Origin of the sequence: Campylobacter concisus (assembly GCF_050447485.1) — a bacterium.
Classification (GTDB): domain Bacteria; phylum Campylobacterota; class Campylobacteria; order Campylobacterales; family Campylobacteraceae; genus Campylobacter_A; species Campylobacter_A concisus_BQ.
This window is the reverse complement of record NZ_JALMFY010000001.1, coordinates 823,068-846,932: the sequence shown is the minus strand read 5'-3', so window position 1 is coordinate 846,932 and position 23,865 is coordinate 823,068. Positions and strand designations below refer to the sequence as shown.

The 23,865-nt window shown below is 37.2% G+C and carries 27 protein-coding genes; 14 read left to right on the top strand and 13 right to left on the bottom strand.

Annotated elements, in window-relative coordinates; genetic code table 11:
- The first annotated feature begins 6 nt into the window (after nucleotides 1–6).
- Nucleotides 7–714 (top strand): DUF6882 domain-containing protein, encoded by a 708-nt coding sequence (locus MTT29_RS04315; RefSeq protein ID WP_429799872.1) that lies wholly within the window; start codon nucleotides 7–9, stop codon nucleotides 712–714.
- On the opposite strand, the gene MTT29_RS04310 is transcribed toward MTT29_RS04315, so the two are convergent.
- The 3 genes from MTT29_RS04310 to MTT29_RS04300 all read right to left on the bottom strand — a co-directional run bounded on the left by MTT29_RS04310 (nucleotide 700) and on the right by MTT29_RS04300 (nucleotide 2,592).
- Nucleotides 700–1,593, bottom strand: coding sequence for a glutamate--tRNA ligase family protein (locus MTT29_RS04310; protein WP_429799871.1), 894 nt, complete (start codon nucleotides 1,591–1,593; stop codon nucleotides 700–702). The two genes, MTT29_RS04315 and MTT29_RS04310, sit on opposite strands and share 15 nt — an antisense overlap.
- Nucleotides 1,571–1,816: an RNA recognition motif domain-containing protein gene (locus tag MTT29_RS04305; RefSeq protein WP_035142802.1), complete on the bottom strand. Its 246-nt coding sequence runs from the start codon at nucleotides 1,814–1,816 to the stop codon at nucleotides 1,571–1,573. Before MTT29_RS04305 ends, MTT29_RS04310 begins: the two co-directional genes overlap by 23 nt.
- A 224-nt stretch (nucleotides 1,817–2,040) precedes the next feature.
- The gene (locus MTT29_RS04300; protein ID WP_429799870.1) at nucleotides 2,041–2,592 is read right to left on the bottom strand and encodes a DJ-1 family glyoxalase III; all 552 of its coding nucleotides are present in this window, start codon (nucleotides 2,590–2,592) and stop codon (nucleotides 2,041–2,043) included.
- A gap of 81 nt (nucleotides 2,593–2,673) precedes the next feature.
- Here MTT29_RS04300 and MTT29_RS04295 point away from each other — a divergent pair, with 81 nt between their 5' ends.
- A complete protein-coding gene (locus tag MTT29_RS04295) occupies nucleotides 2,674–2,931 on the top strand; it encodes a SelT/SelW/SelH family (seleno)protein (protein ID WP_429799869.1) in 258 nt (85 codons plus the stop codon).
- Between the two features lie 43 nt (nucleotides 2,932–2,974).
- Here the strand turns inward: MTT29_RS04295 and waaF are convergent, their stop codons facing one another.
- Nucleotides 2,975–3,928: a lipopolysaccharide heptosyltransferase II gene (gene waaF, locus MTT29_RS04290; RefSeq protein ID WP_429799868.1), complete on the bottom strand. Its 954-nt coding sequence runs from the start codon at nucleotides 3,926–3,928 to the stop codon at nucleotides 2,975–2,977.
- On the bottom strand, nucleotides 3,925–4,956 hold the full coding sequence (locus MTT29_RS04285; RefSeq protein WP_429799867.1) for a glycosyltransferase family 4 protein: 1,032 nt from the start codon (nucleotides 4,954–4,956) through the stop codon (nucleotides 3,925–3,927). Before MTT29_RS04285 ends, waaF begins: the two co-directional genes overlap by 4 nt.
- Before the next feature lie 131 nt (nucleotides 4,957–5,087).
- Between MTT29_RS04285 and MTT29_RS04280 the strand changes: the two genes are divergently transcribed.
- From MTT29_RS04280 to MTT29_RS04260, 5 genes are read left to right on the top strand one after another with little or no spacing between them, the layout of a single operon-like run.
- Entirely contained in the window at nucleotides 5,088–6,023 is a 936-nt protein-coding gene (locus tag MTT29_RS04280) for a glycosyltransferase family 9 protein (RefSeq protein WP_429799866.1), read from the top strand.
- On the top strand, nucleotides 5,986–7,305 hold the full coding sequence (locus MTT29_RS04275) for an O-antigen ligase family protein (RefSeq protein ID WP_429799865.1): 1,320 nt from the start codon (nucleotides 5,986–5,988) through the stop codon (nucleotides 7,303–7,305). The genes MTT29_RS04280 and MTT29_RS04275 overlap by 38 nt, the downstream gene beginning before the upstream one ends.
- A complete protein-coding gene (locus tag MTT29_RS04270; protein ID WP_429799864.1) occupies nucleotides 7,283–8,320 on the top strand; it encodes a glycosyltransferase in 1,038 nt (345 codons plus the stop codon). The genes MTT29_RS04275 and MTT29_RS04270 overlap by 23 nt, the downstream gene beginning before the upstream one ends.
- Nucleotides 8,307–9,380, top strand: a complete 1,074-nt coding sequence (locus tag MTT29_RS04265; protein WP_429799863.1) for a glycosyltransferase family 9 protein — start codon at nucleotides 8,307–8,309, stop codon at nucleotides 9,378–9,380. The genes MTT29_RS04270 and MTT29_RS04265 overlap by 14 nt, the downstream gene beginning before the upstream one ends.
- On the top strand, nucleotides 9,377–10,492 hold the full coding sequence (locus tag MTT29_RS04260) for a glycosyltransferase family 4 protein (protein WP_429799862.1): 1,116 nt from the start codon (nucleotides 9,377–9,379) through the stop codon (nucleotides 10,490–10,492). Before MTT29_RS04265 ends, MTT29_RS04260 begins: the two co-directional genes overlap by 4 nt.
- Here MTT29_RS04260 and MTT29_RS04255 read toward each other — a convergent pair.
- On the bottom strand, nucleotides 10,440–11,537 hold the full coding sequence (locus MTT29_RS04255; protein ID WP_429799861.1) for a glycosyltransferase family 9 protein: 1,098 nt from the start codon (nucleotides 11,535–11,537) through the stop codon (nucleotides 10,440–10,442). The genes MTT29_RS04260 and MTT29_RS04255 overlap by 53 nt on opposite strands.
- Before the next feature lie 102 nt (nucleotides 11,538–11,639).
- On the opposite strand from MTT29_RS04255, the gene MTT29_RS04250 reads away from it, so the two are divergent.
- Nucleotides 11,640–12,410: a polysaccharide deacetylase family protein gene (locus MTT29_RS04250; protein ID WP_429799860.1), complete on the top strand. Its 771-nt coding sequence runs from the start codon at nucleotides 11,640–11,642 to the stop codon at nucleotides 12,408–12,410.
- 131 nt (nucleotides 12,411–12,541) lie between these two features.
- On the opposite strand, the gene MTT29_RS04245 is transcribed toward MTT29_RS04250, so the two are convergent.
- The 5 genes from MTT29_RS04245 to waaC form a co-directional block, all read right to left on the bottom strand.
- On the bottom strand, nucleotides 12,542–13,240 hold the full coding sequence (locus MTT29_RS04245; RefSeq protein ID WP_429799859.1) for a glycosyltransferase: 699 nt from the start codon (nucleotides 13,238–13,240) through the stop codon (nucleotides 12,542–12,544).
- Between the two features lie 156 nt (nucleotides 13,241–13,396).
- Nucleotides 13,397–14,467 carry a putative lipopolysaccharide heptosyltransferase III gene (gene rfaQ, locus MTT29_RS04240; protein ID WP_429799858.1) on the bottom strand — a complete coding sequence of 357 codons (1,071 nt, stop codon included), beginning with the start codon at nucleotides 14,465–14,467 and terminating at the stop codon, nucleotides 13,397–13,399.
- On the bottom strand, nucleotides 14,464–15,168 hold the full coding sequence (locus tag MTT29_RS04235) for a glycosyltransferase family 2 protein (protein ID WP_429799857.1): 705 nt from the start codon (nucleotides 15,166–15,168) through the stop codon (nucleotides 14,464–14,466). Before MTT29_RS04235 ends, rfaQ begins: the two co-directional genes overlap by 4 nt.
- Nucleotides 15,162–16,055 carry a lipid A biosynthesis lauroyl acyltransferase gene (locus tag MTT29_RS04230; RefSeq protein WP_429799856.1) on the bottom strand — a complete coding sequence of 298 codons (894 nt, stop codon included), beginning with the start codon at nucleotides 16,053–16,055 and terminating at the stop codon, nucleotides 15,162–15,164. Before MTT29_RS04230 ends, MTT29_RS04235 begins: the two co-directional genes overlap by 7 nt.
- A complete protein-coding gene (gene waaC, locus MTT29_RS04225) occupies nucleotides 16,048–17,022 on the bottom strand; it encodes a lipopolysaccharide heptosyltransferase I (protein ID WP_429799855.1) in 975 nt (324 codons plus the stop codon). The genes MTT29_RS04230 and waaC overlap by 8 nt, the downstream gene beginning before the upstream one ends.
- Before the next feature lie 63 nt (nucleotides 17,023–17,085).
- On the opposite strand from waaC, the gene MTT29_RS04220 reads away from it, so the two are divergent.
- The 4 genes from MTT29_RS04220 to MTT29_RS04205 are packed head-to-tail and all read left to right on the top strand — an operon-like array spanning nucleotide 17,086 to nucleotide 20,602.
- Nucleotides 17,086–18,096: a 3'-5' exonuclease gene (locus MTT29_RS04220; protein WP_103650415.1), complete on the top strand. Its 1,011-nt coding sequence runs from the start codon at nucleotides 17,086–17,088 to the stop codon at nucleotides 18,094–18,096.
- Between the two features lie 20 nt (nucleotides 18,097–18,116).
- Nucleotides 18,117–19,175 carry an NAD-dependent epimerase gene (locus tag MTT29_RS04215; protein WP_429799854.1) on the top strand — a complete coding sequence of 353 codons (1,059 nt, stop codon included), beginning with the start codon at nucleotides 18,117–18,119 and terminating at the stop codon, nucleotides 19,173–19,175.
- Nucleotides 19,176–19,754 (top strand): DNA-3-methyladenine glycosylase I, encoded by a 579-nt coding sequence (locus MTT29_RS04210; RefSeq protein ID WP_103650417.1) that lies wholly within the window; start codon nucleotides 19,176–19,178, stop codon nucleotides 19,752–19,754.
- Nucleotides 19,754–20,602 (top strand): DNA ligase, encoded by an 849-nt coding sequence (locus MTT29_RS04205; RefSeq protein WP_103650447.1) that lies wholly within the window; start codon nucleotides 19,754–19,756, stop codon nucleotides 20,600–20,602. The genes MTT29_RS04210 and MTT29_RS04205 overlap by 1 nt, the downstream gene beginning before the upstream one ends.
- On the opposite strand, the gene MTT29_RS04200 is transcribed toward MTT29_RS04205, so the two are convergent.
- A complete protein-coding gene (locus MTT29_RS04200) occupies nucleotides 20,599–21,639 on the bottom strand; it encodes an LLM class flavin-dependent oxidoreductase (protein ID WP_103650418.1) in 1,041 nt (346 codons plus the stop codon). The two genes, MTT29_RS04205 and MTT29_RS04200, sit on opposite strands and share 4 nt — an antisense overlap.
- 77 nt (nucleotides 21,640–21,716) lie before the next feature.
- Nucleotides 21,717–21,974, bottom strand: a complete 258-nt coding sequence (locus MTT29_RS04195; protein ID WP_103608885.1) for a helix-turn-helix domain-containing protein — start codon at nucleotides 21,972–21,974, stop codon at nucleotides 21,717–21,719.
- A 117-nt stretch (nucleotides 21,975–22,091) separates the two neighbouring features.
- On the opposite strand from MTT29_RS04195, the gene MTT29_RS04190 reads away from it, so the two are divergent.
- Nucleotides 22,092–22,724 (top strand): hypothetical protein, encoded by a 633-nt coding sequence (locus MTT29_RS04190; RefSeq protein WP_103650419.1) that lies wholly within the window; start codon nucleotides 22,092–22,094, stop codon nucleotides 22,722–22,724.
- A gap of 154 nt (nucleotides 22,725–22,878) precedes the next feature.
- Nucleotides 22,879–23,862 (top strand): UDP-glucose 4-epimerase GalE, encoded by a 984-nt coding sequence (gene galE / locus MTT29_RS04185; RefSeq protein WP_002939929.1) that lies wholly within the window; start codon nucleotides 22,879–22,881, stop codon nucleotides 23,860–23,862.
- Nucleotides 23,863–23,865 lie beyond the last annotated feature (3 nt).

The window sequence follows — 23,865 nt, the reverse complement described above, 5'->3', positions numbered from 1 at the left end:
CGAGAGATGTTTGATATTTTTAGAAAAAAGGGCCATTTTTTAGACGAGCTTTGTGTGGATAAGTCTAACTGGAGTGAGCTTTTTAACGCTTGCCTTGGTAGAGCGATGCTACTTCAAAAACGGCTTTTTAAACAAGTTGTTGAGGTCAGCAAGTGGCAAGCTGACTTTGAAAGTGGCAAAATTTACTTTGACAAGCAGGAGTTTGATATACAGTTTATCGGCTCTGAGAGCTTTTCGTCAAACACTTGGCTTTGGGGATATGAAAATGTAAATTGCTTTGACGAGCGGTTGCTTGGGCTTGCAAACAGGGCGCGTGAGTTCGGCGAGAAATTTGGCCTTGATGTGTTTAGTACGGCGCAGTTTGAGCTAGATGAAGAGATAAATGGTCACACGATTAGCTTGGTTGCTTGCGTGGCGCTTGGCGAGGAGCTAAGCTACTATAGGATAGATTACGACGGAGGCGCGGCATACGTTGCATTTAGGGCGGAGGCTATCTTTAAAGAGCCAGTTTTAGCAAATGAAGTAATAAGCGTAGTAAATGAGTGTATAAGTGCCTATGAGCTTGATCACAAGCTTTTTATAAAAGGACTTTTGCTGGGCAGCGAGATAAAATTTAGCGAAAACAAGGATGAGATAGTAGCTAAGTTTAAAGATGAACTTAGCTTCAAATTTGATGATCTTAATAGGCTCGTAAATATTTCAGGTGTGATTTAGCAATAATTCGGCCATATTTTTGAGCCTAAATTCATATAAAAGGTTTGAAATTTTATCTGCTGAGCTTAAATTTAGCCCAAGATCATTTGCTAGCATTTTGTAATAAATTTGAGGATTTTGGCTTAGATCAATAGGTGGTGACTTGGAGCTTTTAGAAAGCTTTTTGCCTCCATCTAAAAGTAACTTGTGGTGGATAAATTTAGCATTTAAAAAGCTAAAATTTAGCCTTTTTGCAAGGTATCTTTGAGCTAGCGTGCAAGGCAGCAAGTCCTCACCTCTAACGACCAAATTTACCCCCATATCTTCATCGTCTATGACGCTTGCAAAGTTGTAAGCTGGGGTAAAATCCTTTTTATAAATGACAAAATCGCCCATCTGCGCTGCCACGATCCTGCCAAGTTCGTCGTTTTCATCCACGCTTAGTCTAATAGCGGTTTTATCTTTTATAAATTTTAGCTTTTTATCTTTGCAAATTTTAGTGTAAATGCCGTTTTTATAGGCATCTTTCGTGGTTCTTGTGCACTCACAAATGTAAATTTCATCTAGCTTTTCAAGCGCGTTTTCATATCTTTTGGCTCTTGTTTTGAAGCTAAAATTACGCTCAAAGTCGCTAACACTTGTAGCGCCTTTGTCGTAGCAAAGCCCCAGAAATTCTAACACATCAAAGATATTTTGAACAAATTCGCGCCGGTATCTGCCAAGGTCATAATCATCGATCCTTAAGTGCAAAACGCCGCCCAATGAGCGCGTCAGAAGATAAGTCAGGATGAAGTTATAGGCGTTACCAGCGTGTAGATAGCCGCTTGGCGTCGGAGCTATGCGAGAGACTATGCCACCAGATGGTGGCAAATAGTCATTAATCTCTTGGTCTAGCCTCATTTACTCTTAAAGTGCGTCCGCCAAGTTCTTTTTCATTTAGTGCGTCGATCGCCTTTTGGCCCTCGTTCGCATCGTCCATCTCAACAAAGCCAAAGCCCTTTGAGCGGTCTGTCTCTCTATCTTTTACGATCTTTGCGCGCTTTACTTCACCAAATTGTGCAAAAGCTTCCTTCAACTCTGCCTCTGTCGTTCTATACGACAAATTTCCTACATAAATATTCACAGGATTATTCCTTAAAAAAATTATCGATCTGATCGATTAGAGAAATAATAGCTTATTTCCGTCAAAAAGATGTAAAAATCAAGAAAAATATTATAAATTTTTAAAAAATATCCTTAAATGCAACAAATCGCAACAGCAAGGTGTTATAATATCTATCACTAAACAAAAATTATCCTTAAGTTTAAGTAGAATAATTAAATAAAAAATTACAATTTTTTTATAAACTATTTATAAAGTAAATCATTTTTTACTTTATGGTAAGCCTCTTCGCCAAGTAGATTTTTCACTATAAAAAGTGCAAATTCCATAGAAAAAGCTGGTCCCTTGCCAGTGATGATGTTTTGATCTTTTAGTACGTTTTTATCGCTTACGTAGCCTTTTTTATCGCTTCTTACATTTTCTTCAAAGCCAGGATAGCAGACAAAATGCTCTTTTAGCACACGAGCTCGCTCAAGCACCATAGGAGCGGCACAAATGGCACAAATTAGCTTATCTTTTTTGTCAAATTCTTGCAAAATTTCTCTTAGTTTGGCGTCATTTGCAAGATTTTCTGCACCAGGCAGACCTCCTGGAAGCACGATCGCATCATAACCTAGCTCCTCCACCTCACGAAGTGTGACATCAGCTTTTACACTTATGTTGTGAGCACCTCTGATCTGCGCGTCCTTTAAGCTAGCGATAGATGCTATCGCACCTGCTCTACGCAAAACGTCGACGGAGGTTAGCGCCTCGATCTCCTCAAATCCATCAGCTAAGATCACAGCTACCTTTTTCATAACTCTCTCCTTTCTTGTATTATCCATTTGTTAGGTTAAATTTTATATAATCAAAGCTTATTTCACAAGAAAGGACAGAGCATGCAAGTAAAAATTATTTACTGCAACTCTTGAAACTATCGTCCGGTAGCTTCTCGTGTAGAAGATGAAATAAAAACGAACTTTAGTGATGCAAGAGTCGAGTTGGTTGTAGGAGATGGTGGAAATTTCATCGTCGAGGTTGATGAAAACGTTATCTTTTCTAAAAAGGATCGCATCGGAAACGATGAGTCAAGGTTCCCGCACGGCGAAGAGATCACAACTCTTATAAACAAATATCTCAAAGAAAAGTCGGCTTAATGCTAACTAGCGGGGCAGGCAACTGCCTCGTTTTATTTTTTGCCTAAATTCCACTCTCTTTTCTTAGTAAATTTATCTCGTCTATCACCATTTGTGGCTTTAGCTCTTTCATGCAAGCATGCGTTTTTATCGGGCAAACTCGCTTCATACAGGGCATGCACTCTAAATTTAGATGCACTATCTTTGCAAATTTATTGCCCCAAGGCGAGGTTTCGCTAAATTTTGTCGGTCCAAAAAGAGCGATTGTTGGCACATGAAAGGCGGCAGCTATGTGCATAGGGCCACTATCGTTTGTGACGAAAATGCCATTTTTACTAAGCCTAGCTATGCGCTCGCAAAGCTCCTTGACGCTTGTTTTGCCAGCTAAATTTTGGCAAGCTACGCCGTTTTCTTTTAAAATTTGCTCTATTTTTTCGCAAATTTCTTGCTCGCCTTTGCCACCAAAGATGACGATCTCAAACTCATCTTTAAAATTTAAAGCCACCTGCGCAAAATACTCTGGGTACCATCTTTTCGCACTTCCATAACTTGCACCCGGATTTAGAGCTAGCGTTTTTTTGGCTGAAATTTGAGGTGTGAAATATAACTTTAGCTGAGTGGAAATTTCGCCCAAGTCAAGGGCATTTTTTACAAAATTTGCATATTTTAGCACCTGATGAAGGACGGTTTTACTCTTTTTAAATATGGCTTTTTTCTTAGCATTTATAAAAAATAGCAAAAATTTGCTAGCAAATGAGCTTCTAAAGCTAAGCGCTAGATCAAATTTGCCAAGACTTTTTGCGCTTTTTGCAAGAGATAAAAACCTAAATTTAGCTTTTTTACTCTCATCAACGACAACTTTTTCGCAGTTTGGATGGCTTTTATAAAGCTCGCAGGCTATAAATGAGCCAAAAAAAACGATTTGTAAATTCTTCTCATTTTGCACCAAATTTTCTATCGCAGCGCTTGCCATCACGCTATCACCTAGCCAGGTTGGAAGCTCGATAAAAACTCTCATTTTAAGGCGTCTTTTATCACTTCAAGCGTAAGAGCGGCGTTTTTTTCGATGCTAAAATTCAAAGATAGCTCGTAAGCCTTCTCTTGCAGACTTGCTAAAAGCTCGTGGTTTGTGAGAATTTCATCTATAAACTCCAGCGCGCTCTCGTCGTTTGGATTTTGAAGCACAAATTTATCTTCAAGTATCTCGCTAGCACCATTTTGAGCCGTCGTAAAGACAATGTTTTTAAAGCTAAGTGCCTCTAGCACGACATTTGAAAATGGTTCATAGTGCGTTGGAAATATAAAAATATCACTCGCTTCATAAAATTTAGCCGTGCTCTTTTGCTCGCCGACAAAGTAGGCGTTTAGCCCAAGTTTTTTAGTTAGGCGTTTGTAGCTTGAGATGTTTTTGTCTTTGCCAACGATTAGCGTATTTACAGGCGTTTTTAGCTTTGAGGCAAGGAGCAAAAACTCTTTTAGCCCCTTTCTTTTAAAGCCATTTCCCACAAAAAGCAGGGTTGCAAGCTCAAATTTAAGTCCAAATTCCTCACAAAGTGCGAGCTTTGCCTCGGCTTTTTGCACCCTTTGGGGTAAATTTACGCCGTTATAAATGGTCGTGATCTTCTCTGGTTCTATGCCGTAAGTCGCGATGATCTGCTCTTTTATGAAATTTGAGTTTGTGATGATCTTTTGGGAGTTTTTAAAACACTTTTTCTCTAAGTATGGATAGACGAAATTTAGGGGGTTTAGCCACCAAAAGCTTTTTGTCGCCCTATAAACCTTGTGCACGCCGTCTCCTGCCCTGTAGATGTCAGCACAGCTTACGCGCTCTAGGCTAAAGTAAAACTCATCCTCTCTTTTTTGGCGTTTTACTTGGCGGTTAAAATTTAGAGCTTTTTTCCAAGAGGAGACGCCGGTGTCACCAAGATATGAGCGAATCTCAGTTTGGATATCAAGCTCATTTATGGCCTTAACAAGCCTTCTTAAGTATCTTTCAGCACCTCCAACTGCGTTTGGATTAGTTCTTAAAAATACTATTTTTTTCATCTATAACTCCGCCAAAAACATTTTTAAATAATATTAAATCGTTTAATAATACAAAAAAATGCCTTAACCTAAAAATTGGCTTGTTTTAAAATAATCTTAGATATAATTTGCCATTTTAATGAAGGAACATTTTGAAAATTTTACTTATAAGAAATGACAACATAGGTGATTTGATTTGTACTACGCCAGCCATTGAAGCATTACGCAAAGCCTACACCAAGGCTCAGATAGATATCGTAGCAAATAGTCTAAATGCTTGTGTTGTTAAAAACAACCCTTTTTTAAACAAAATATATACATATACAAAGCCAAAGCATGTGAGATCCATTGCCGCAAAAGTTAAAGCTTTTTTTGGAAAGTGTAAAATTTTATTTCAAATTTGGCGTGAGAATTATGATGTAGTTGTTATTTTTAGAAGCTCTTATTCGCCATCCGCCGCTATCTTTGCAAGAGTGGCTCGTGCTAAAAAGATAATAGGAGCAGTCAAACAAAACGAAGATAGACATCTCATAACAGATAGGTTAAATTTTGATCAGTCCTTACATGAAGCCATGCTATGTTGTCAATGCTTGACACCACTTGGGGTAAATTTTAAAGATGAAAAAACACTTTACGTACCAAGTGAAAAAAATGAAAAATTTAAGGACTTTATCTTTTTTCATATCTCATCACGAATAGAACAAAACTGCCTAAGCGAAGGTAAAATATTAGAAATTTTAGAATTTCTAAAGCAACGATTTAAAAATATTGTCATTAGTGCAGAAGAGGCTAACTTTGGTAATGACATAGCACATAAGGCAGATGTTGTTTTTGCTAGAACAAAAAGTTTAGATGAGCTAGCGAGTTATATCTGGGCAGCCAAATTTGTTCTTACTCTTGATGGAGGTGTAGCGCATTTAGCCCCAGCTCTTGGTGTAAAGACGATCGTTTTGTTTGGAAAAACAAATCCTTTAAGATGGGCGCCAATCTACGGCAGTGGTGAGTGCATAGTCTTGCAAAGCCCAAACAAAATAGCAGAGGAAATCAAAAATGATGAAATTTTTAACAAAATATTACACTTTGCTTGAAAATTTAAAATATATATTTTTTACCATTTATCTCTTTTCTTTGCCAGTGGCAAAAGTAGCTTCTATACAGTCTATATCTATGTCATTATTTACTCTTTTAGTCGTTGCAACAGGGTATAAAAAATGGAGCTTGAAAGATTTACTAAAAATAAAAGCCCCACTAGCTCTACTTTTTATCATAGCTTTATTAGCGTATATATCACTTTTTTTTACCATAGATATAAATGAAACGTTAAAAGAGGTTAATAAGGGTGTTATAAAAAATGTCGCATTTATGATCGTTTTGTTCTATTATTTTATGAATTTAGGATATGACAAAATTAAAATTTATATTTATATATTTTTCTCTTCACTTTTACTGCATTCTGTCATAAATATAATAACATGGGCTAATGTTGGCTTTGATTTTCGTTATAGAACTGGCGGATTGCTAGATGGATATATTTATAATGGTGGTGGTGAGAGGTTTGGAATTTGGGCAGTGTATGCTTTTGGATGTGCCATTTCTCTCTTTGCATTTAAAAAAAATAAAGCATTCGCGGTTCTTTTTTTAGCAATATCACTAGTTAGCATCATTTCAAACAATACAAGAGCTACTTATATAGGTGTTATATTTGTGCTAGTAGCTGCTTTTTTTATTTTTATACAATCAAATAAAATCAGAATATTGTCTTGTGCATTAGTTGCTATATTTATCTTTGGCTTTTATGAGATTTCTCATCACATATCTCCAGATAGATATAATTTGACACTAATACCAAAATATATTGAGCTTATGAAAAAATCTCCAAAAGAGATGGGAGCATACTCCGAAATGGGGCTAACTGAGTCAGTTCCGTCTAGAATAGCCTCGTGGAAATCAGTCCTTATTTATAGGCTGCATGAGCCATTTGTGCCGACTGGATATGGTAGATTTTTATATGGAAAAACTATCAGGAAATTAAATAGCGAGCAAGATGTGCCTTTTTCTGATTATTCTCAAGTTCATAATGAATTTTTAGGGATGTTTTTTTCGCTTGGTATATTTGGACTTCTTGCATTTATTGGAATTTGGATAAGTTATTTAAAAACTAGCATTCAGGTAAGTAAAAATAATGATACGCTTTTAGGGGTATTTGGATACACGATTTTCTTTGGTGGGCTTGGTTTTATTGCAAGCTTGCTATTTGGTAGTTTTTTTGGAAGTAGCGAAGCAAAACTTTTCTACCTTACGCTAGGTGTGGCACTTGGCATATACTATAAAGAAGGCTCTAAAAACGATGATCAATATACTAGAGCTTGAAAGCTCTCTAGGATTTGGTGGGCAGGAGCACCGCACACAGCGTGTTATAAATGGGCTAGATAAGAGTAAATTTAAGGTTTTTTATGGGTTAAATCCTGGGTCAAAGAGCTTTGAAAAGCAGATAGAGTGTGAATTTGTCGAGTTTAACATTAAAAAATCTTTTAATATCTTAGAAATTTTAAAAATTTGCAAATTTGTAAAACAAAATAAGATAAAAATCATCTCAACTCACTCGGGTAAAGATGGAATTATAGGTGCTATAGTTAGTAAAATAACCGGTGCAAAGGTAGTTCGCACTAGACATTTGCAAACGCCAATTAGATCGCCATTTAGTTATAACATAAATGATAAGATAGTCGCTGTTTCAAACGCTGTCAAGACTCAGCTTATAGCCCAAGGCGTGCAAGAACGCCTAATAGAGACTATCTACACTGGAATTGATACTGAAAAATTTACTCCGCATTTTAAAAAAGATATAAGAGATCAACTAGGCTTGCCAACAAATTCCATTATAGTGGGCATTGTGGCAGTGTTAAGAGCTGCTAAAAATCATAAAATTTTATTTGAAGCATTTAATGAGCTAAATTTGCCAAATACTTTTTTGGTCGTAGTAGGTGATGGTCCACAATATGAGAATTTACAAAATATAACAACATCAAACATTTTAATGGTTGGCAATAGAGTAGATGTGAGCGATTTTTTAGGCAGCTTTGATCTATTTGTTTTGCCATCAAAAATGGAAGCCCTTGGCACAGCACTGCTTGAGGCTCAGTCTTGTGCGGTGCCTTGCATAGGCAGCGACGTAGGAGGTATTGGCGAGGCGATAAAAGATAATGAAACTGGACTTTTATTTGAGAATGACAACAAAGATTCTTTAAAAAATGTTTTAAAAACTCTTATAGAAGATGCTAATCTTCGTGCTAAATTTAGTGCAAATGCTAGAGATTTTATAGTAGAGAATTTCTCAATCCAAACAATGGTGAGACAAACGGAAAAAATGTATGAAACTCTTTGAAAACTTTATGCGTCTGATTTTAAATTTTAAAAAAATACAAAAGACGCAGCTTGTAACCGAGTCTTTTCAAACCGTTTGTTTTTTTAGTAATACAGCACTGGGCGATACCATTTTTAACACGCCAGTTTTTCGTGTGTTTAAGCAAAATTTTCCGCATGTAAAAGTAGTTGCACTGCTAAATCCATCTACTGCGTTACTTTTTAAAACCGATCCAAACATTGATGAAATTTTATTATATGATGGTAAAAAAAGTGGGTTTTTGGACATTTTAAAAAAATTAAAAAAACTATCACTAGATATAGTTTTTATTTTGCACTCAAATGAACCGCAAGCTACTCCACTAGCTGTTCTTAGTGGGGCAAAATATCTATTTAAACTGCCAAATTTAAATAATAAATTTAGCCCATTTCACTCAAATGCTCCAGAGCCATACGGAGATGATAGATATGTGGTATTAAACCGTCTAGAGCAGCTTAAATTTATAGGTATTCAAAGTCGTGATACGCGTCTAAATTTATACCTTGAGGCAAGTGATTTTACTAATGTTGATGAGGTACTAAAAGGCTATGAGAGCCGTAAAATTGTCGGTTTTCAAATGGGCGCTAGCACTATTTCTAGGCAGTGGTTTATAGATAAATGGGAAAAACTTGCAAGGCTTGTTTTGCAAGATAGAGATGCTATCATAGTCTTAACAGGAAGTCCTGCTGAGCGTGCCATGACTAAGCAGCTAGAAGAAAGGATAAATGATCTTCGTCTTTTAAACCTTGCTGGTATATTTAACATTAGAGAAGCAGCCGCACTAATTTCAAGACTAAATATACTAATCACGCCAGATACTGGTCCTTTGCATGTCGCAGCAGCCCTAAAAACTCCAACTATTGGTCTTTTTGCGGTGGCATCACCTATAAATTCAAATCCAGATTTTGATATAGATATTCATAAATTTATTAAAAAACCACGCACTTGCTCTCCATGCGTAGGCAAAAAGTGTAAATTTCAAAAATGTATGTTGCAAATTGATGAAAAAGAGGTTTATGATATGCTCAAGGAAATGATTTGAAAAAAATTTTATTTGTGGATACTGGACATGAATATGGTGGCGGAACAAAGAGCTTTATATATCTCTTAGAAGGTCTAGAAAAATACAAGAAATATCAATTTAGCGTTTTTTTTGAAAATGACTATAAGGTTGGTGAGCAAAATATATCTGAAATAATCAATAATCTTGGCGTGAAATTTATAAAATTTATACCAAAGAGGCAGCCAACAAAAATAATAAAAGAGCTACTGCGTATATTTAACAAAGAAACTTTAGCTAAATACCTTTACCAAAAAGATTACAAATATGCCATCGCTATGCTTTCAAATGAAAAACCAGACATAATTCATCTAAATAATCACTTTTCAACAAATCTTGCCTACATCGAAGCTGCAAATGTTTTAGGCATTAAAGTTATACAGCATTTAAGAAAGAACTCTCCCATAGAACCATTTAAGCTTAAAATTTTAAATAAACAAAAATTTATACCTATTTGTGTTTCAAATTCGACCTATAATTTTTATGCCAAGCAGATAGAAATGCAAAAAAATATAATCTACAATCCAATAATAGTTAGCAATGAGCTATCGAGCATTAAAGGTATAGCGTTTAACCAAAATAAGATCAACATAATAATGCCTGCAAATTTTCTAACACTCAAAGGACATGAGCTGGTCTTTGATGCGCTAACTCTTTTAAAAAGAGATGATATTAAGGTTTACTTTGCAGGCAGTGGAGAGCTGACAGCTGGTGCAAAAGAGAAATTTGATATGCTAATAAAATCTAGTAAAGCACAATATTTGGGATTTGTGCAACAAATGGGAGAAATTTATAAAAATTGTGACTACGTACTAGGCTTTTCAAGCGATGAAGGATTGCCAAGGGTTGTCATAGAAGGACTTAGTTGTGGTCTTGGCGTTATTTACTCAAATATACCAGTTATAAGAGAAATTTACAATATATCATCAAAAAAAGAAGATTTTTTTATAGTCCAAAGAGACCCAAGATCGCTTTTAAAATGTCTTGAAAATTTAGCTAAACCAAGCTCAAAAGCGCCAGATAGTGCAGTCATTGATACTTTTAGTTTGGATAATTATATTCGCAGCGTTGATGCGATATATAGTGATTTTTGACAAATCGCTCAATCTTTTCTAAATCATCTTTGCTAAGCTCAAAAAAAGAGCTTGCATCTATATTTCTAACCGTCTTAAATACAGAGCTAATCGGAGCTAAAGCAGAATTTATAATAAGCGAATCAAACACTCCCCTTTGCTCACTTGCAAAACAAGGACCCATTAAACATATCGTTGTAGTGTGCACACTGTCAGCCACATAGTAGTTTCCAGTATCAGAGCTTATGTATAACTGCATTTGCGATAGATAAAATGGAAGTTCTTCAAGTTTGATCTTATCTATCATCGATATAAATTTTAATCCATCAAAACTATTTCTTTTTTCACATTCTAAAATCAATTTTTCTAGTAGTCTATTCTCATCTCCAACGCCAAAAACATAAATTTCACAGTCAAATTTAGAGAAAATTTTTAAGATCTTCTCCCAAGTTTGATTAGGAGGCGTTTTCATTTTATTGCCAGCACTAAGACTTATACCTACCTTAAATTTATCGCTTTTGATAATATTTTCTGATGGCACAAACAGTGGTTTTTGTAGTTGTTTTTCAAATTTTAATCCATTAACGTTTATCATTTTTAGATATGTTGATAGTGTTAAGTCATTTAATGTATGTGAAATTTTTTTCATACCAAAAGCTAGCAGTATAAAGCTACTAGAAGTAGCATAATGTTTGATAGTTACTATATTTTTGGCTAGAGTGCAATGTGCCAAGAAAAGATTTAGACTATTTGGCATAAGAACATAAGCATCTTTATAGTTTTGTTTAAAAAGTGTAAATGCTAGTCTTAGCTTGGAAGTTTTTTTCTTTTTTATATCATTTATTATAAAAATTTTATCTATCCTATTGTCATGTTTAGCAAAAGCAACATTTACTTCATCAAGCAATATATCAAATTTAGCCAAAGGCTCAAAAATAACAGTCGAATTTGCATAGTCGCCGATCTTGGCAGTTTGTATGATTAAAATTTTATCAGATGGTTTTCTAAAAAAACTTATAAATTTAAATATGGGATAAAAAAGTATGTATTGTAAAAGGTAAAACAAAACAAATTCCTTTAGTTTGATTTAAGGCATATTTTACATAGTTTTTAATAAATAGGTTGTTAGAATACGAAAATAAAAAAAGAAATTTTGTAAAAGGCAAAAATGAGCGTACCAGTTTTGATGTATCACCACGTGCTTGAAAAGAGCGGTTTTATCGCTAGTAGCGTGGATGAGTTTAGATCGCACATGAAATTCTTAGCCGAAAATGGCTATAAAACGCTAAACATAAATGAATTTATCGCATACAAAAAAGGCGAGCTTGAAGTGCCTAAAAAGAGCGTTTGTATAACATTTGATGATGGCTGGATGGACAACTACATCTATGCCTATCCTATCGTGAAAGAATTTGGACTAAAAGCAAATATGTTTATAGTCACTGGCTGGATAGAGGCAGCACAAAAAGCCCATGAGATAAGTCATGGAACCTTCTTAAATGGCAGCCATAGTGAGTGTAAAAATGTAGCTCCGAGCAGACCGCAAGACGTGATCTTAAATTTAGAACAGATCGAGAAGATGAGTGATTGCTTTAGCTTTCACTCGCATACACATGGGCATTTTGATGGATATTTTGGGCAGCTTAGCTTGGATGAGGAATTTGGTCTTTGCCGTGAGTTTATGAAGAAAAACTTTGGTTTTGAGGATGAAGCACTTTGCTGGCCAAGGGGTAAATATAATGATGAATACCTAAGTACTGCTAAAAAGCATGGCTACAAGGCATTTTTCACGACAAAGCGCGGCATAAACAAGGCTGATGGCAATTTAGAGGAGATAAAACGCATAGTGACAAAGCGTGATGAAAAATGGCTTAAAAAGACCATGCTTATCTATCAAAATGACTTTTTGGGATCTATTTATGCTTTTCTTAGGAGTTAAAACCAATAAAACATTATTAAATTTTTCAATTAATTAGTGAGATCAAAAAAGATAAAGAACTTTTTTGATCTCAAAATATAGCGATTCTTTTTTTATTATTTAAAATATCAGTGAATCTTATCGTAATTTTATCATCTCCAATTCAAAAGCCAAAATTTTCTTTTTATAGTGTTTTCTGGGGTGTTTTTTCTAAACTGTTCGCTTAAAACTTGCCAAGTAAAATTTAGAAATATTCTTGAATGTGCTACCATTGCACCATAGTTCTTCATTTTTTCTTTTTTCTTTTCATAAATTATTTTATTTTGTGAATCATCCCTGTTTAATGAGTGATATGAACTTTTACGATTAACATCGTTATCATCTCTTTCCCTGTAAAAATATTTTCTCTTTGTAATATATTTTCTCTTAAAACCAAGTGCATCAAAATATTCAGCACAAAAGTTATCTTCATAGCCGTAGTTTCCAGCAAATTCTTCATCATAGCCAAAATATTTTAAAAAATCGCCTCGGCTCATTGCAAAAACGTTTCCATGAGATGGATAGTTACCTGATATAAAGTTATTTCTATCGATATGTGTTCGTCTAAATTTATAAATTTCATGCTTCTTAAAGGCGTAGTTCGCTATAAATTTTAATGTGTCTTCATAAAAGATATGGTCTAAGTCTGTGATTATTAATTTATCACTTTTTGCACTTAGAACTCCTAAATTTCTTGCTCCACTTTGGTTCCATTTTATATCTTCATTGATTTTTATCCAGCGTAAATTTAGATTGAAATCTGGTATTTCATATTTTAATGGCGAGCCGTCATCTATTATGACAAATTCCATAATATCCAGCAATTCTGGATCATATTTAGCATAAGCATTTAATAAATTTAGAACAGAGTTTATATCGTCTTGATCGCAATAAAAATGCGTAACATAACTAAGTTTTATGTGAGAGTAGTCTCTAGTGATAAAATGGGGGGGGGGTAATTAGTGATTTCATATTTCTCCTTTTAAGATTTGTTCTATCCTCTCTTTTATCTCTAGCATTTCATCGCTAAAATCCATTAAAGTATTCTCAACACCGTGCTCTTTTATGCCCTCTTTGTCGCAAGGCACAAAGTCCCAGTCCTTTTGATAGACGATGTGCTTACCCATGCCTTGGATGCCATTTTGCGCTGTGTAGCCATTTTGCATCAAGCTATTATCCCAAGGTCCCCACTCAAAAGCTCCGCTTGGGCCAAAAAAGGCGATCACTGGCACGTCGTTTGCCGCGGCTATGTGCATGATAGCAGTATCGACGCCGATAAAGAGACTTGAGCGCTTTGAGAGGGCGATCGTTTGTTTTAGACTTAGCTTGCCACCTAAATTTATGGGCTCACTTTTGCAAATTTTTAGCACGCTTGCAAGCTTATTTAGCTCATTTTCTTTGTTGTCGCTTGTTAGCACAACCTTTGCACCAAGCTCATTTTCGCAGTAGTCGATGAGCTCTGCCATGCTCGCGTCGTTTGCGCATTTAAACATCCAGCGGCTTGTTAGATGCACATGCACAAAGCGCTTTGGTAAATTTAGATACTCCACGCTCTCGTCTGAAAAAACGCTCACTTTTTTACTCACTGGCTCAAAGCCCAAAGCCCTTAGCGCGTTTAAATTTAGATCAACCGTGTGAGAGAAATTTTCGTAGTATTTTGCCTTTATGTTTAAAAGTTTATTTATAGCTTTACTTTTGCCTAAAAAACCGACTATCTTTTTGATCTTAGCGTATTTTGAGATGATGACGCCGCGGTCTCCAGTGGTCGTTTGCACCGCCATATCGTATTTCTCTTTTTTGATCGTTCTTATAAATTTTAGCTCGGTAATTAGCTTTTTAAAAAAGCCAGAATTTGCACTTTGCCTATCATAAATGTGGATTTTATTTATGTAAGGATTGCCTTCTATCATCGCTTCTGTCCCTTTATTTAGGGCAAAGTCGATGGTTGCCTCTGGGTAGTAGTGGTGTAAATTTTCGATGAGTGGTGTTGTTAAAAGCACGTCGCCGATGTGTCTAAATTTAATTACAAGTATTTTCATTTTATATATTTCCAAAATGTGTACTGGGCGTAAAGTCTAGCAATGATGTAGCCAGCAAAGCCCTCTTTAAAGCCGCCTTTTAGCACATAAAGCTTAAAAAATGTCCAAGCAGGGCTTGTAAGTGCCTTTAGCAAATTTCTTTTCGCGCCCATGCTTGAGTAGCGATTTTGCTTAGCTATAAACTGCTCGATGCTCTCATACGCATAGTGCAAGAAGTGGTTTTTAAGCGTGCCAAGCCTTTGTGAGCCGTCATTTAAAACGACCTTTTCATGCACAGCTCTACCATCAAATTTGGCAAAATTTTTATTAAAAAGCCTTACCGTGTAGTCTGGGTATAGTCCCATATTTTTTATCGCTTTGCCAAAAAAGAAATTTAGCCTAGCAACATTGTAAGCCATAAATTTAGGCTCTTTTAGCACGCTAACGATCTCATTTTTAAGTTCATCCGTGATCACTTCATCGCTATCAAGCACAAAGACCCACTCGTTTTTGGCTAGATCCACGCCCTTTTGCTTTTGCGCGCCAAATCCAAGCCAAGCTTGCTCGTGAAATTTCACGTTGCTAAAGTCATCACAAATTTGCCTTGTGCTATCTTTTGAGCCGCTATCGACCACGATGATCTCATCAGCAAATTTAGCACTCTCTAACACCTCTTTTAGGTACTTTTCGCTGTTAAAAGTCAAAATGACAACGCTTAGCATTTGTACTCATTTTCGTAAAATCTCTTAAACCTTTGGTGAAACCAAAAGTACTCCTCAGGCCTTGCTCTAACCATCTCTTCGCATGCGCTGCACTGCATTTGCGTTGCTTTTTGCACGGCATCTTCTTTGTCAAATGTACTTATATCGATGGGCTCTTCAAAGCAAATTTCGCTTAAATTTTCATCTTTTTGGTAGATAAATGCGTTTATAATTAAAGCATTTGTCTTTTGAGCTAGCACGCTTGCAGCTGGCGTATGAAGCACATCTTTACCAAAAAATTTCACCTTTATACCCTCTTTTGGTGCGGTGTTTTGATCGACCAAAATTCCAACCAAGCGTCTAGCTTTTAGTGCTTTTAAGATATCCTTTGCACCGCCATCTTTGTCTATTAGCTCCACGTCAAACTGCGCTCTATTTGCCTTTAAAATTTTATCCATGACGCTGCTATCAAGCCTTCTGCCAAGCGCCGAAGAAGCTCCAAAACGAGCCGCGACAGCTAGAGGAAATATCTCCCACTGCCCAAAATGCGCAGTTGTAACTATGATGGGCCTGCCAGACTTTATCGCGTCAAGTAAAAAGTGCTCATTTTTAAAGACGACCTTTTCAAGTATCTTTTGTTTTGTTGTGTTTTGGTTGAGGATGAAATTTATACCGAGGTATTTTGCAAAGTTGTAGTAGCATTTTTTGGCGATTTCTAGCTTCTCTTCTTTAGTTTTTGTCTCGCCAAAAGCAAGGTCTAAATTTGTCATCACTACGTGAAATCTCTTTTTTTTAAGCTTCATAAACGCAAATGCTAAAAATTTAGCAAGCATGTTTTGAAGCGAGCAAGGCATTATAAATATGAGAAATTTTAGGGTGTAAAAGCCAGCTAGATAGAGCCTATCCATTTAGCAGCCTTTTTGCGAAATTTGCAACCGTTTCAGGGTAAATTTCTCTTATGCAAAAGTCGTTTTTATCGATACTTCTAGCATCTATTTGCTTGCCCATATCAACAACAAGATTTTTGTTTGTGACGTAGGCGTTTCGGTGGCTTGGTCGGTTGCCAAAAAGCGTGATAGAAGGCCTATTTACAGCCCATGCAAGGTGCGTTAGGCCACTATCGTTGCCAATTACCAGATCACAGCTTGCTATGTAATCTATCATATCTTTTATGCTTAGTTTTTCAAGCAGTTTTGCAGATGTGCCCGAAATGATCGCCTCAGCCCTTGTTTTTTCGCTCTCACTCCCGTAGCAAAGGTAAATTTCACAATCATCAAGAAGTCTGATCACATCTTTAAATTTGTCATAAATTTTGCTCTCTTCACTTGCAAAAGCAGCGATTAATACGCGTTTTTTGTCGCTTTCATTTTTAAATTTTTTGCAAATTTCAAAGCAGGGCGATTTTTTTAAAATTTCACTTTTTTCAAAGCTAAAATTTAATGCGTATCCAACGAGGCTTAGGTTTCTAACTATGATATTTTCATTGTAGTCGATCTTAAATTTATGTCTATAAAGCCTGGCTGTGATCTTTTCTTTGACGCTTTCTCTGCTAAAGCCGTAAATTTCTTTGCCAAGTAGTTTTGCGACGACGGCTGATTTGAAAAGCCCTTGCAGATCGATGATTTTGTCAAATTTGCCAAGTGTTTTTATGATCTTGTAGCTCTTTTTAAAGCTCTCTTTAAGCGGCAAAACGACTAGCTCGTCTATAAGCGGATGATCTTTTAAAAGGCTTGCAAAACGGGCATCAACGAGCCATGTGATGTGAGCATTTGGGCAGTGCTTTTTGATAAACTGAAGCACAATGGCTGCGTGCACGATGTCCCCAAGAGCGGAGAGCTTGACGATGGCTATTTTTAGCTGATTTTTATCTTGCATTGGCTACTTTAAATATAAATTTTTGGTATGATTTTAAAAAAAAATGCTTAAAAAAGGGCTAAAATGGCGAAAAGTTACATCTGCGTCTTTGACTGCGAGACGATACCTGATGCAAATTTGATAAGAAAAATTTACGGCATTGACGGAAGCGACGAAGATGTGAGCGTGCAGGCGATGGCCTTGCAAAAAGAGGCCAGCGGGAGCGACTTTTTGCCTGTGATGTTTCATAGAGTTGTGGCTATCTCTGCGGTGATGGCCGATGAGTACGGCAAATTTTTAAAAGTTAGCACGATGGAGGGCAAGGACGAGCGCGAGATCATCGCTAAATTTTTAAAATTTATAAATGATTATAACCCAAGGCTTGTTAGCTTTAATGGCCGTGGCTTTGACCTGCCTATGCTTATGGTGCGTGCGATGCGATACAACCTAAACGCGGCGGCATATTATGAGAGCGAAAACAAAGAGCTAAACAAAAATAAATGGGAAAATTATAGAGCCAGATATTCGCCTAAATTTCACCTTGATCTGCTTGATTTTATAAGCGATTTTGGGAGCGTTAGGGGACTAAAGCTTGATACGCTTTGTGCTAGCTTAAATTTACCCGGAAAATACGACGTGCACGGCGATCAGGTGCTTGAGCTCTACTACGCAGGCGAGCTTGATAAGATCAACGAATACTGCGAAAGCGACGTGCTTAACACCTACTGGCTATTTTTGAAATTTGAGCTTTTGCAGGCAAATATCTTGCAAGATGACTACATAAATCACCTAAACGTGATGAGTGAATTTCTAGCCAAAAACTGCGCTCACAGGGGATACACTGAGGTCTTTTGCTCTGCGATAAGTGACGAGCTAGAAAGAATTTCTGGCAAGCTAGACTACGAGATAAAGGTAGATAAAGAGGCTTTGGAATTTAGCGAATTTGATGATGTAAGGCCCATTAGCAAAGAGGAGCTAAACCGCGATATGCTGGGCGGTCTGCTTAAAAAAGCAAGCGATCTAAAGCCAAAAGAGCCAAAGAGCAAGACACTTTTTGAAGAGAAAGTGCCTGAGATAAATTTAGACGACGAATAAGCCAAAATGAAAGGAAAAATATGAAAATTTTAGTAACTGGAACAGCTGGATTTGTAGGATTTCACCTTGCAAATGCCCTTGTGGCGCGCGGGGATGAGGTCGTTGGATATGACGTGATAAATGATTATTACGACGTAAATTTAAAGCTTGCACGCCTAAAAACGGCTGGTTTTGACGTGAGCGAGATAGAGTATGGCAAACTTATCGTCTCAAAAACGCATGCAAATTTAAAATTTATAAAAGCAGACCTTGCTGATGAAAAGACGATGAAAGAGCTTTTTGCTAAAGAGAAATTTGACGTTGTGGTAAATTTAGCCGCACAAGCTGGCGTTCGCTACTCGCTCATAAACCCAAAAGCCTACATCGACAGCAACATCACAGGCTTTATGAATATCCTAGAGTGCTGCCGCCACAACGAGATCAAAAATCTAGTCTATGCAAGCTCTAGCTCGGTTTATGGCTTAAATGAGAACATGCCATTTTCTACGCACGAGGGGGTCAATCACCCTATAAGCCTCTACGCAGCGACCAAAAAGAGCAACGAGATGATGGCGCACACTTATAGCCATCTATTTAACGTGCCAACGACCGGACTTCGCTTTTTTACGGTTTATGGACCATGGGGACGCCCTGATATGGCGCTATTTTTGTTCGTTGATGCCGCGCTTAAAGATAAAACCATCGACGTCTTTAACTACGGCAAGATGAAGCGCGACTTTACATACGTGGACGACATCGTAAAGGGCATCATCAAGTGCATCGACAACCCAGCTAAGCCAAACCCAGTTTGGGACGCAAAGCACCCAGACCCTGCCACCTCAAAAGCGCCGTTTAAGGTCTATAATATCGGCAACAACAGTCCAGTTGAGCTCATGGACTACATCAAGGCAGTTGAGATAAAGATCGGCCGTGAGATCAAGAAAAATTTTCTCCCACTTCAAGCAGGCGACGTGCCAGCGACATTTGCAGACGTGAGCGATTTGGTGGCTGACTTTGACTACAAGCCAAATACAAAAGTAAATGACGGCGTGGCTAAATTTGTCGAGTGGTATAGCGAGTTTTACGGGATCAAGATATAAATGAGACGTTGCGAGTGGGCCAAGGGCAAGCTTGACATAGCCTACCACGATAATGAGTGGGGCAAAATCATAAAAGATGATAGAAAATTTTTTGAGATGATAGTTTTAGAGGGCTTTCAAGCGGGTCTTTCGTGGCATGGAGTGCTTCAAAAAAGAGAGGCTATGAGAGTGGCGTTTGATGGCTTTGACCCTGAAAAGATCAAGCTCTATGGCGAGGCTGAGATAGCTAAATTTATGCAAAACGAAGGGCTAATACGCAATAGACTAAAACTAAATTCTCTTGCCAAAAACGCCCTTGCATTTTTATCCGTAACGCAAGAATTTGGCAGCTTTTATGACTATTTGTGGGGACATTTGCTAAAGAAATTTGACCCAAAATTTGACGGCAAACAGATCATCAATCACTATCAAAATATCAAGCAAGTGCCAGCAACCACGCCGATGTCTGACTTTGTGGCAAAGGAGCTAAAAAAGCGAGGGTTTAAGTTTCTAGGCTCTGTTAGCACCTATGCCTTTTTGCAAAGCGTGGGCGTGGTGGATGATCATATGGACTATTGTTTTTGTAAGTGCAAGGCTTGATTAGAATAATTTTTGCACTTTTGGTGCTTTTAAATTTTGCATTTTCTCTTGAACTGCTGCGCCTTAGCGAATTTAAAGAGCAAAATGTCTCAGGCTGGCTAGCTAGCGAGAAGCTTGATGGCGTGCGTGCCTACTGGGACGGAGAGGATTTACTCTCAAGGCAGGGCAAAAAGCTAAATGCACCGCAAAGTTTTACTAAAAATTTCCCAAAATTTGCTCTCGATGGCGAGCTTTATGCAAAGGAGCTTAAATTTGAAGAAATTCAAGCGAGCGTGATGGATAAGCAGCCAGATGAAAAGGCGTGGAGCAGGCTTAAATTTCACGTTTTTGACGTGCCGGAGGCAAGTGGCGGCTTGCTTGATAGGCTTGAAGTTTTGGCCAAATTTCTAAAAAATGAGCCAAATGACAATTTAATCATCATAAAACAGATAAAGATGCGCGATAACGCCCAGTTTTTAAAATTTACAAAGGACATTATCGCAAGAGGCGGCGAGGGAGCAGTCGTGCGTGAGCCAAATGTGCCCTACGAGCGAAAAAGAAGCAAAAATGCACTTAAATTTAAGAAATTTAAAGATGCTGAATGCGAGGTGGTCTCCATAAACAAAGGCAGTGGCAAATACGCAAATCTTGCTGGCTCGCTCACTTGTAAAGCGCTTGAAAGCAAAGATGATAAAGAAAAAGCTGGCGAGCCAAAAGAGGGCACTATCTTTAAAATAGGCTCGGGGCTAAGCGATGAAAATCGTCAAGAGCCCCCAAAGATAGGCTCTATCATCACATATAAATTTCAAAATTTAACCTCTAATGGCAAGCCAAGATTTCCTATATTTTTAAGGATTAGAGAGGATTAAATTTCGTCCGCGATCTCTTTTAACGCCCTAAAAGAGTCAAGCTGCGCATCCTCATCAAAAATGAAGCTTTGAGCCATGATCTCATTGACTTCAAGTCTGTTTTGAAACTCTAAAATTTGCTCTTTAACGCTTTGCTTCGAGCCTATAAAAGAGCACGCCATCATCTCTTCCGTGACGCTTCTTTCTCTATTTTTTAGCTCTATTTGCCTAAAGTCGATCGGCCCAAAATGCGGAGCTTTGGCACCTGTTTTGTAAGACGCAGCAAATACTTCGTTGTTATCTTTTTTTGGCGGCTGCAAATACTCTTTTTCGCCAGTTACTACGTTTAAGAAAAACTGCGTTTGTGTAGTGGCTAAACTCCTTGCTAGCTCGTCACTTTGGGCTATTATCACATTTGCGCCTGCGATGATATAGGGCGCTTTTAAAAAGGGCGCTGGTTTGAAATTTTGACGATAAATTTCTACCGCTTTTTCTAGTGCACGTGGTGCAAAGTGCGACGCAAATGCGTAAGGCAGACCAAACTCAGCCGCCACGTATGCGCTATATATGCTTGAGCCAAGTATGTAAATAGGCGGAATTTTGTCTACTTTTGGATAGGCTTTTACGGCCCTTTTAGCGTTAAAATAGTCCATTAATTCGTTTATTTGCATATCAAATTCTATCTCTCTGGCACCGCGTCTAAGCACTGCAGCCGTATCTTGATCAGTCCCTGGAGCTCTGCCTAGCCCAAGATCGACGCGGTTTGGAAATAGCGTCTCAAGAGTGGCGTACTGCTCGGCGATAGAGTAGGGGCTGTGGTTTGGTAGCATCACGCCACCAGAGCCCACGCGAAGGCTTTTGGTATGCTCTAAGATGTGTGCGATGATGAGCTGCGTGGCTGAGCTAGCTAAATTTTGCATATTGTGATGCTCTGCGACCCAGTAGCGATTTATTCCGATATCCTCGGCAAATTTAGCCAGTCTGACGGCCGCATTTATCGCATCTTTTGCATCACCGCCTTGTTTTATCGGTAGTAAATTTAATATTGAAACATTCATTTTTATCCTTTTTTTGTAGATAAAGGATTATAAAGATTAAATTTAAAATAAATTGTAAGTATATTTTAAAGAGTAATTTACATTTGCTTAAAAAAATCAGCAATATCACAATTAAATAGTTTTGAGAGCTTAAAAAGATGAAGTATATTAAAGCGCTTATTATCTGTAAAATTTTCCATATTTGCATAAAAACCATTTGAGGCTTGCCCTATACTAAGAGCGGTTTCAAGCTGGCTAAAGCCTTTTTCTTGTCTTATTCTTTTTACATTATTTGCCACATTTTTTAGAAATTCTTCCTCTTCTTCTTTTGAAACAATTTGTGGCAAATTTAGCATTTTTATTTCCTATAGAAAAGTTTCCTATAAGTTTAATTGCATTAAAATACTTTTACAATTATCTGTAAATAATATCTCTATAGAGATTATTAGAAATTAATTAAATAAAGGATAAGCATGATATCTGAAGTTTTTAAGGATAAAACAAATATTCAGGACATAAGAATGCCAGTAGCACTAGAAGTTTTTGGGGAATATCTTAATAAATTTTATAACCTTTCACTTAGCAGGAAAGAAGTTTCGATATTTGCAGCATCCATACTTATGAAAGGAGATAGAAAACAATTTAAAACAACAATTGATGTATATAATTTTTTCAAGAGATGGCGCGTAAATATGGAAATTGTTGATGATAATGATTTTTTTACTGATGCCATTACTTCGTTTTTTGGTAAAGACAATCTAGGTTTGGCAATTAATAGAACTTTTTCAACTGCATACATAATGTATGAAATCTTTACTTCGCCAGAAATTCCCAAGTCATTTGATATTGATAATGTTTATGGTCATATGATATATAATAAATATATTTTAGGTGATTCTGGCGTACCTGCTTATCTAGCACATAATGCATCAACACTTTTTACGTGTGTAAATCAGCTTACAACTTTTGCTACAGTTTATCATTTGAGTATAATGGATGGTAAGGACAAAACTATTATAAAAACATGGTTACAAGATGAATTTATTACAACTTTTAGTTTTGTTTTTAATCAACATGAGGCTTTTTATGGGGCTATTCGCAAATAAAGTGCACAAATAATATTTATCTAGTTTGTAGGCATTTTGATTAGAAGATATTACATATGACATTTATTTAAAAATTCTACAAGCAATCCTTGCTTTACTTTTGCTTTACTCTATTTTTGATAAAATTAACCACTTTTTTATGAAAGGCTTAAACTTGAAGATTTTAGTAACAGGTGGAGCTGGATATATCGGCAGCCACGTAGTAAAAGCACTTTTAAAGCAAGGCAAAGATGAGATAACCATCATCGACAATCTCTGCAAGGGCTCACAAAAAGCACTTGAGGCACTCCAAAAGATAGGAAATTTTAAATTTATAAATGCAAATTTAGAAGATGATTTGAGCGAAATTTTTGCAAATGGCAAATTTGATGCGATCATCCATTTTGCAGCATTTATCGAGGTCTTTGAGAGTATGAGCGAACCGCTAAAATACTATCTAAACAACACCGCAAACGTCGCAAGGGTGCTAAGATACGCAAAAACTTACAATGTAAATAAATTTATATTTAGCTCGACTGCCGCAGTTTATGGCGAGCCAGACGTGGCGGAGGTAAGCGAGACAACACCTACAAACCCGATAAATCCATACGGCAGAAGCAAGCTTATGAGCGAGCAGATTATCAAAGACTACGCCGCTTCAAATGAAAATTTCAAATTTGCGATTTTGCGCTACTTTAACGTAGCAGGCGCAGACGAAGAGGGGCTTATCGGTCAAAACTATCCAAACGCTACGCACCTTATCAAAGTAGCTGTGCAAACAGCACTTGGCAAGCGCGAGAGCATGGGTATCTTTGGCGATGACTACGCGACAAAAGATGGCACATGTGTTAGAGACTACATCCACGTTAGCGACCTAGCAGATGCCCACATAAGCGCGCTTGAATACATCAGCCAAAATGGCAGCGAAACTTTTAACGTGGGATATGGCAGGGGATTTAGCGTAAAAGAGGTCATCGAGACCGCAAAAAAAGTAAGTGGAGTGAATTTTAAAGTGCTAAATGCGCCAAGAAGGGACGGCGACCCAGCTATCCTCATCTCAAACGCAAGCAAACTGCGCTCGCTAACAAGTTGGAGGCCAAAAAGAGACGATCTAGCGCTCATCATAAAAACTGCCCTTGAGTGGGAAAAGAGAATTTAAGGA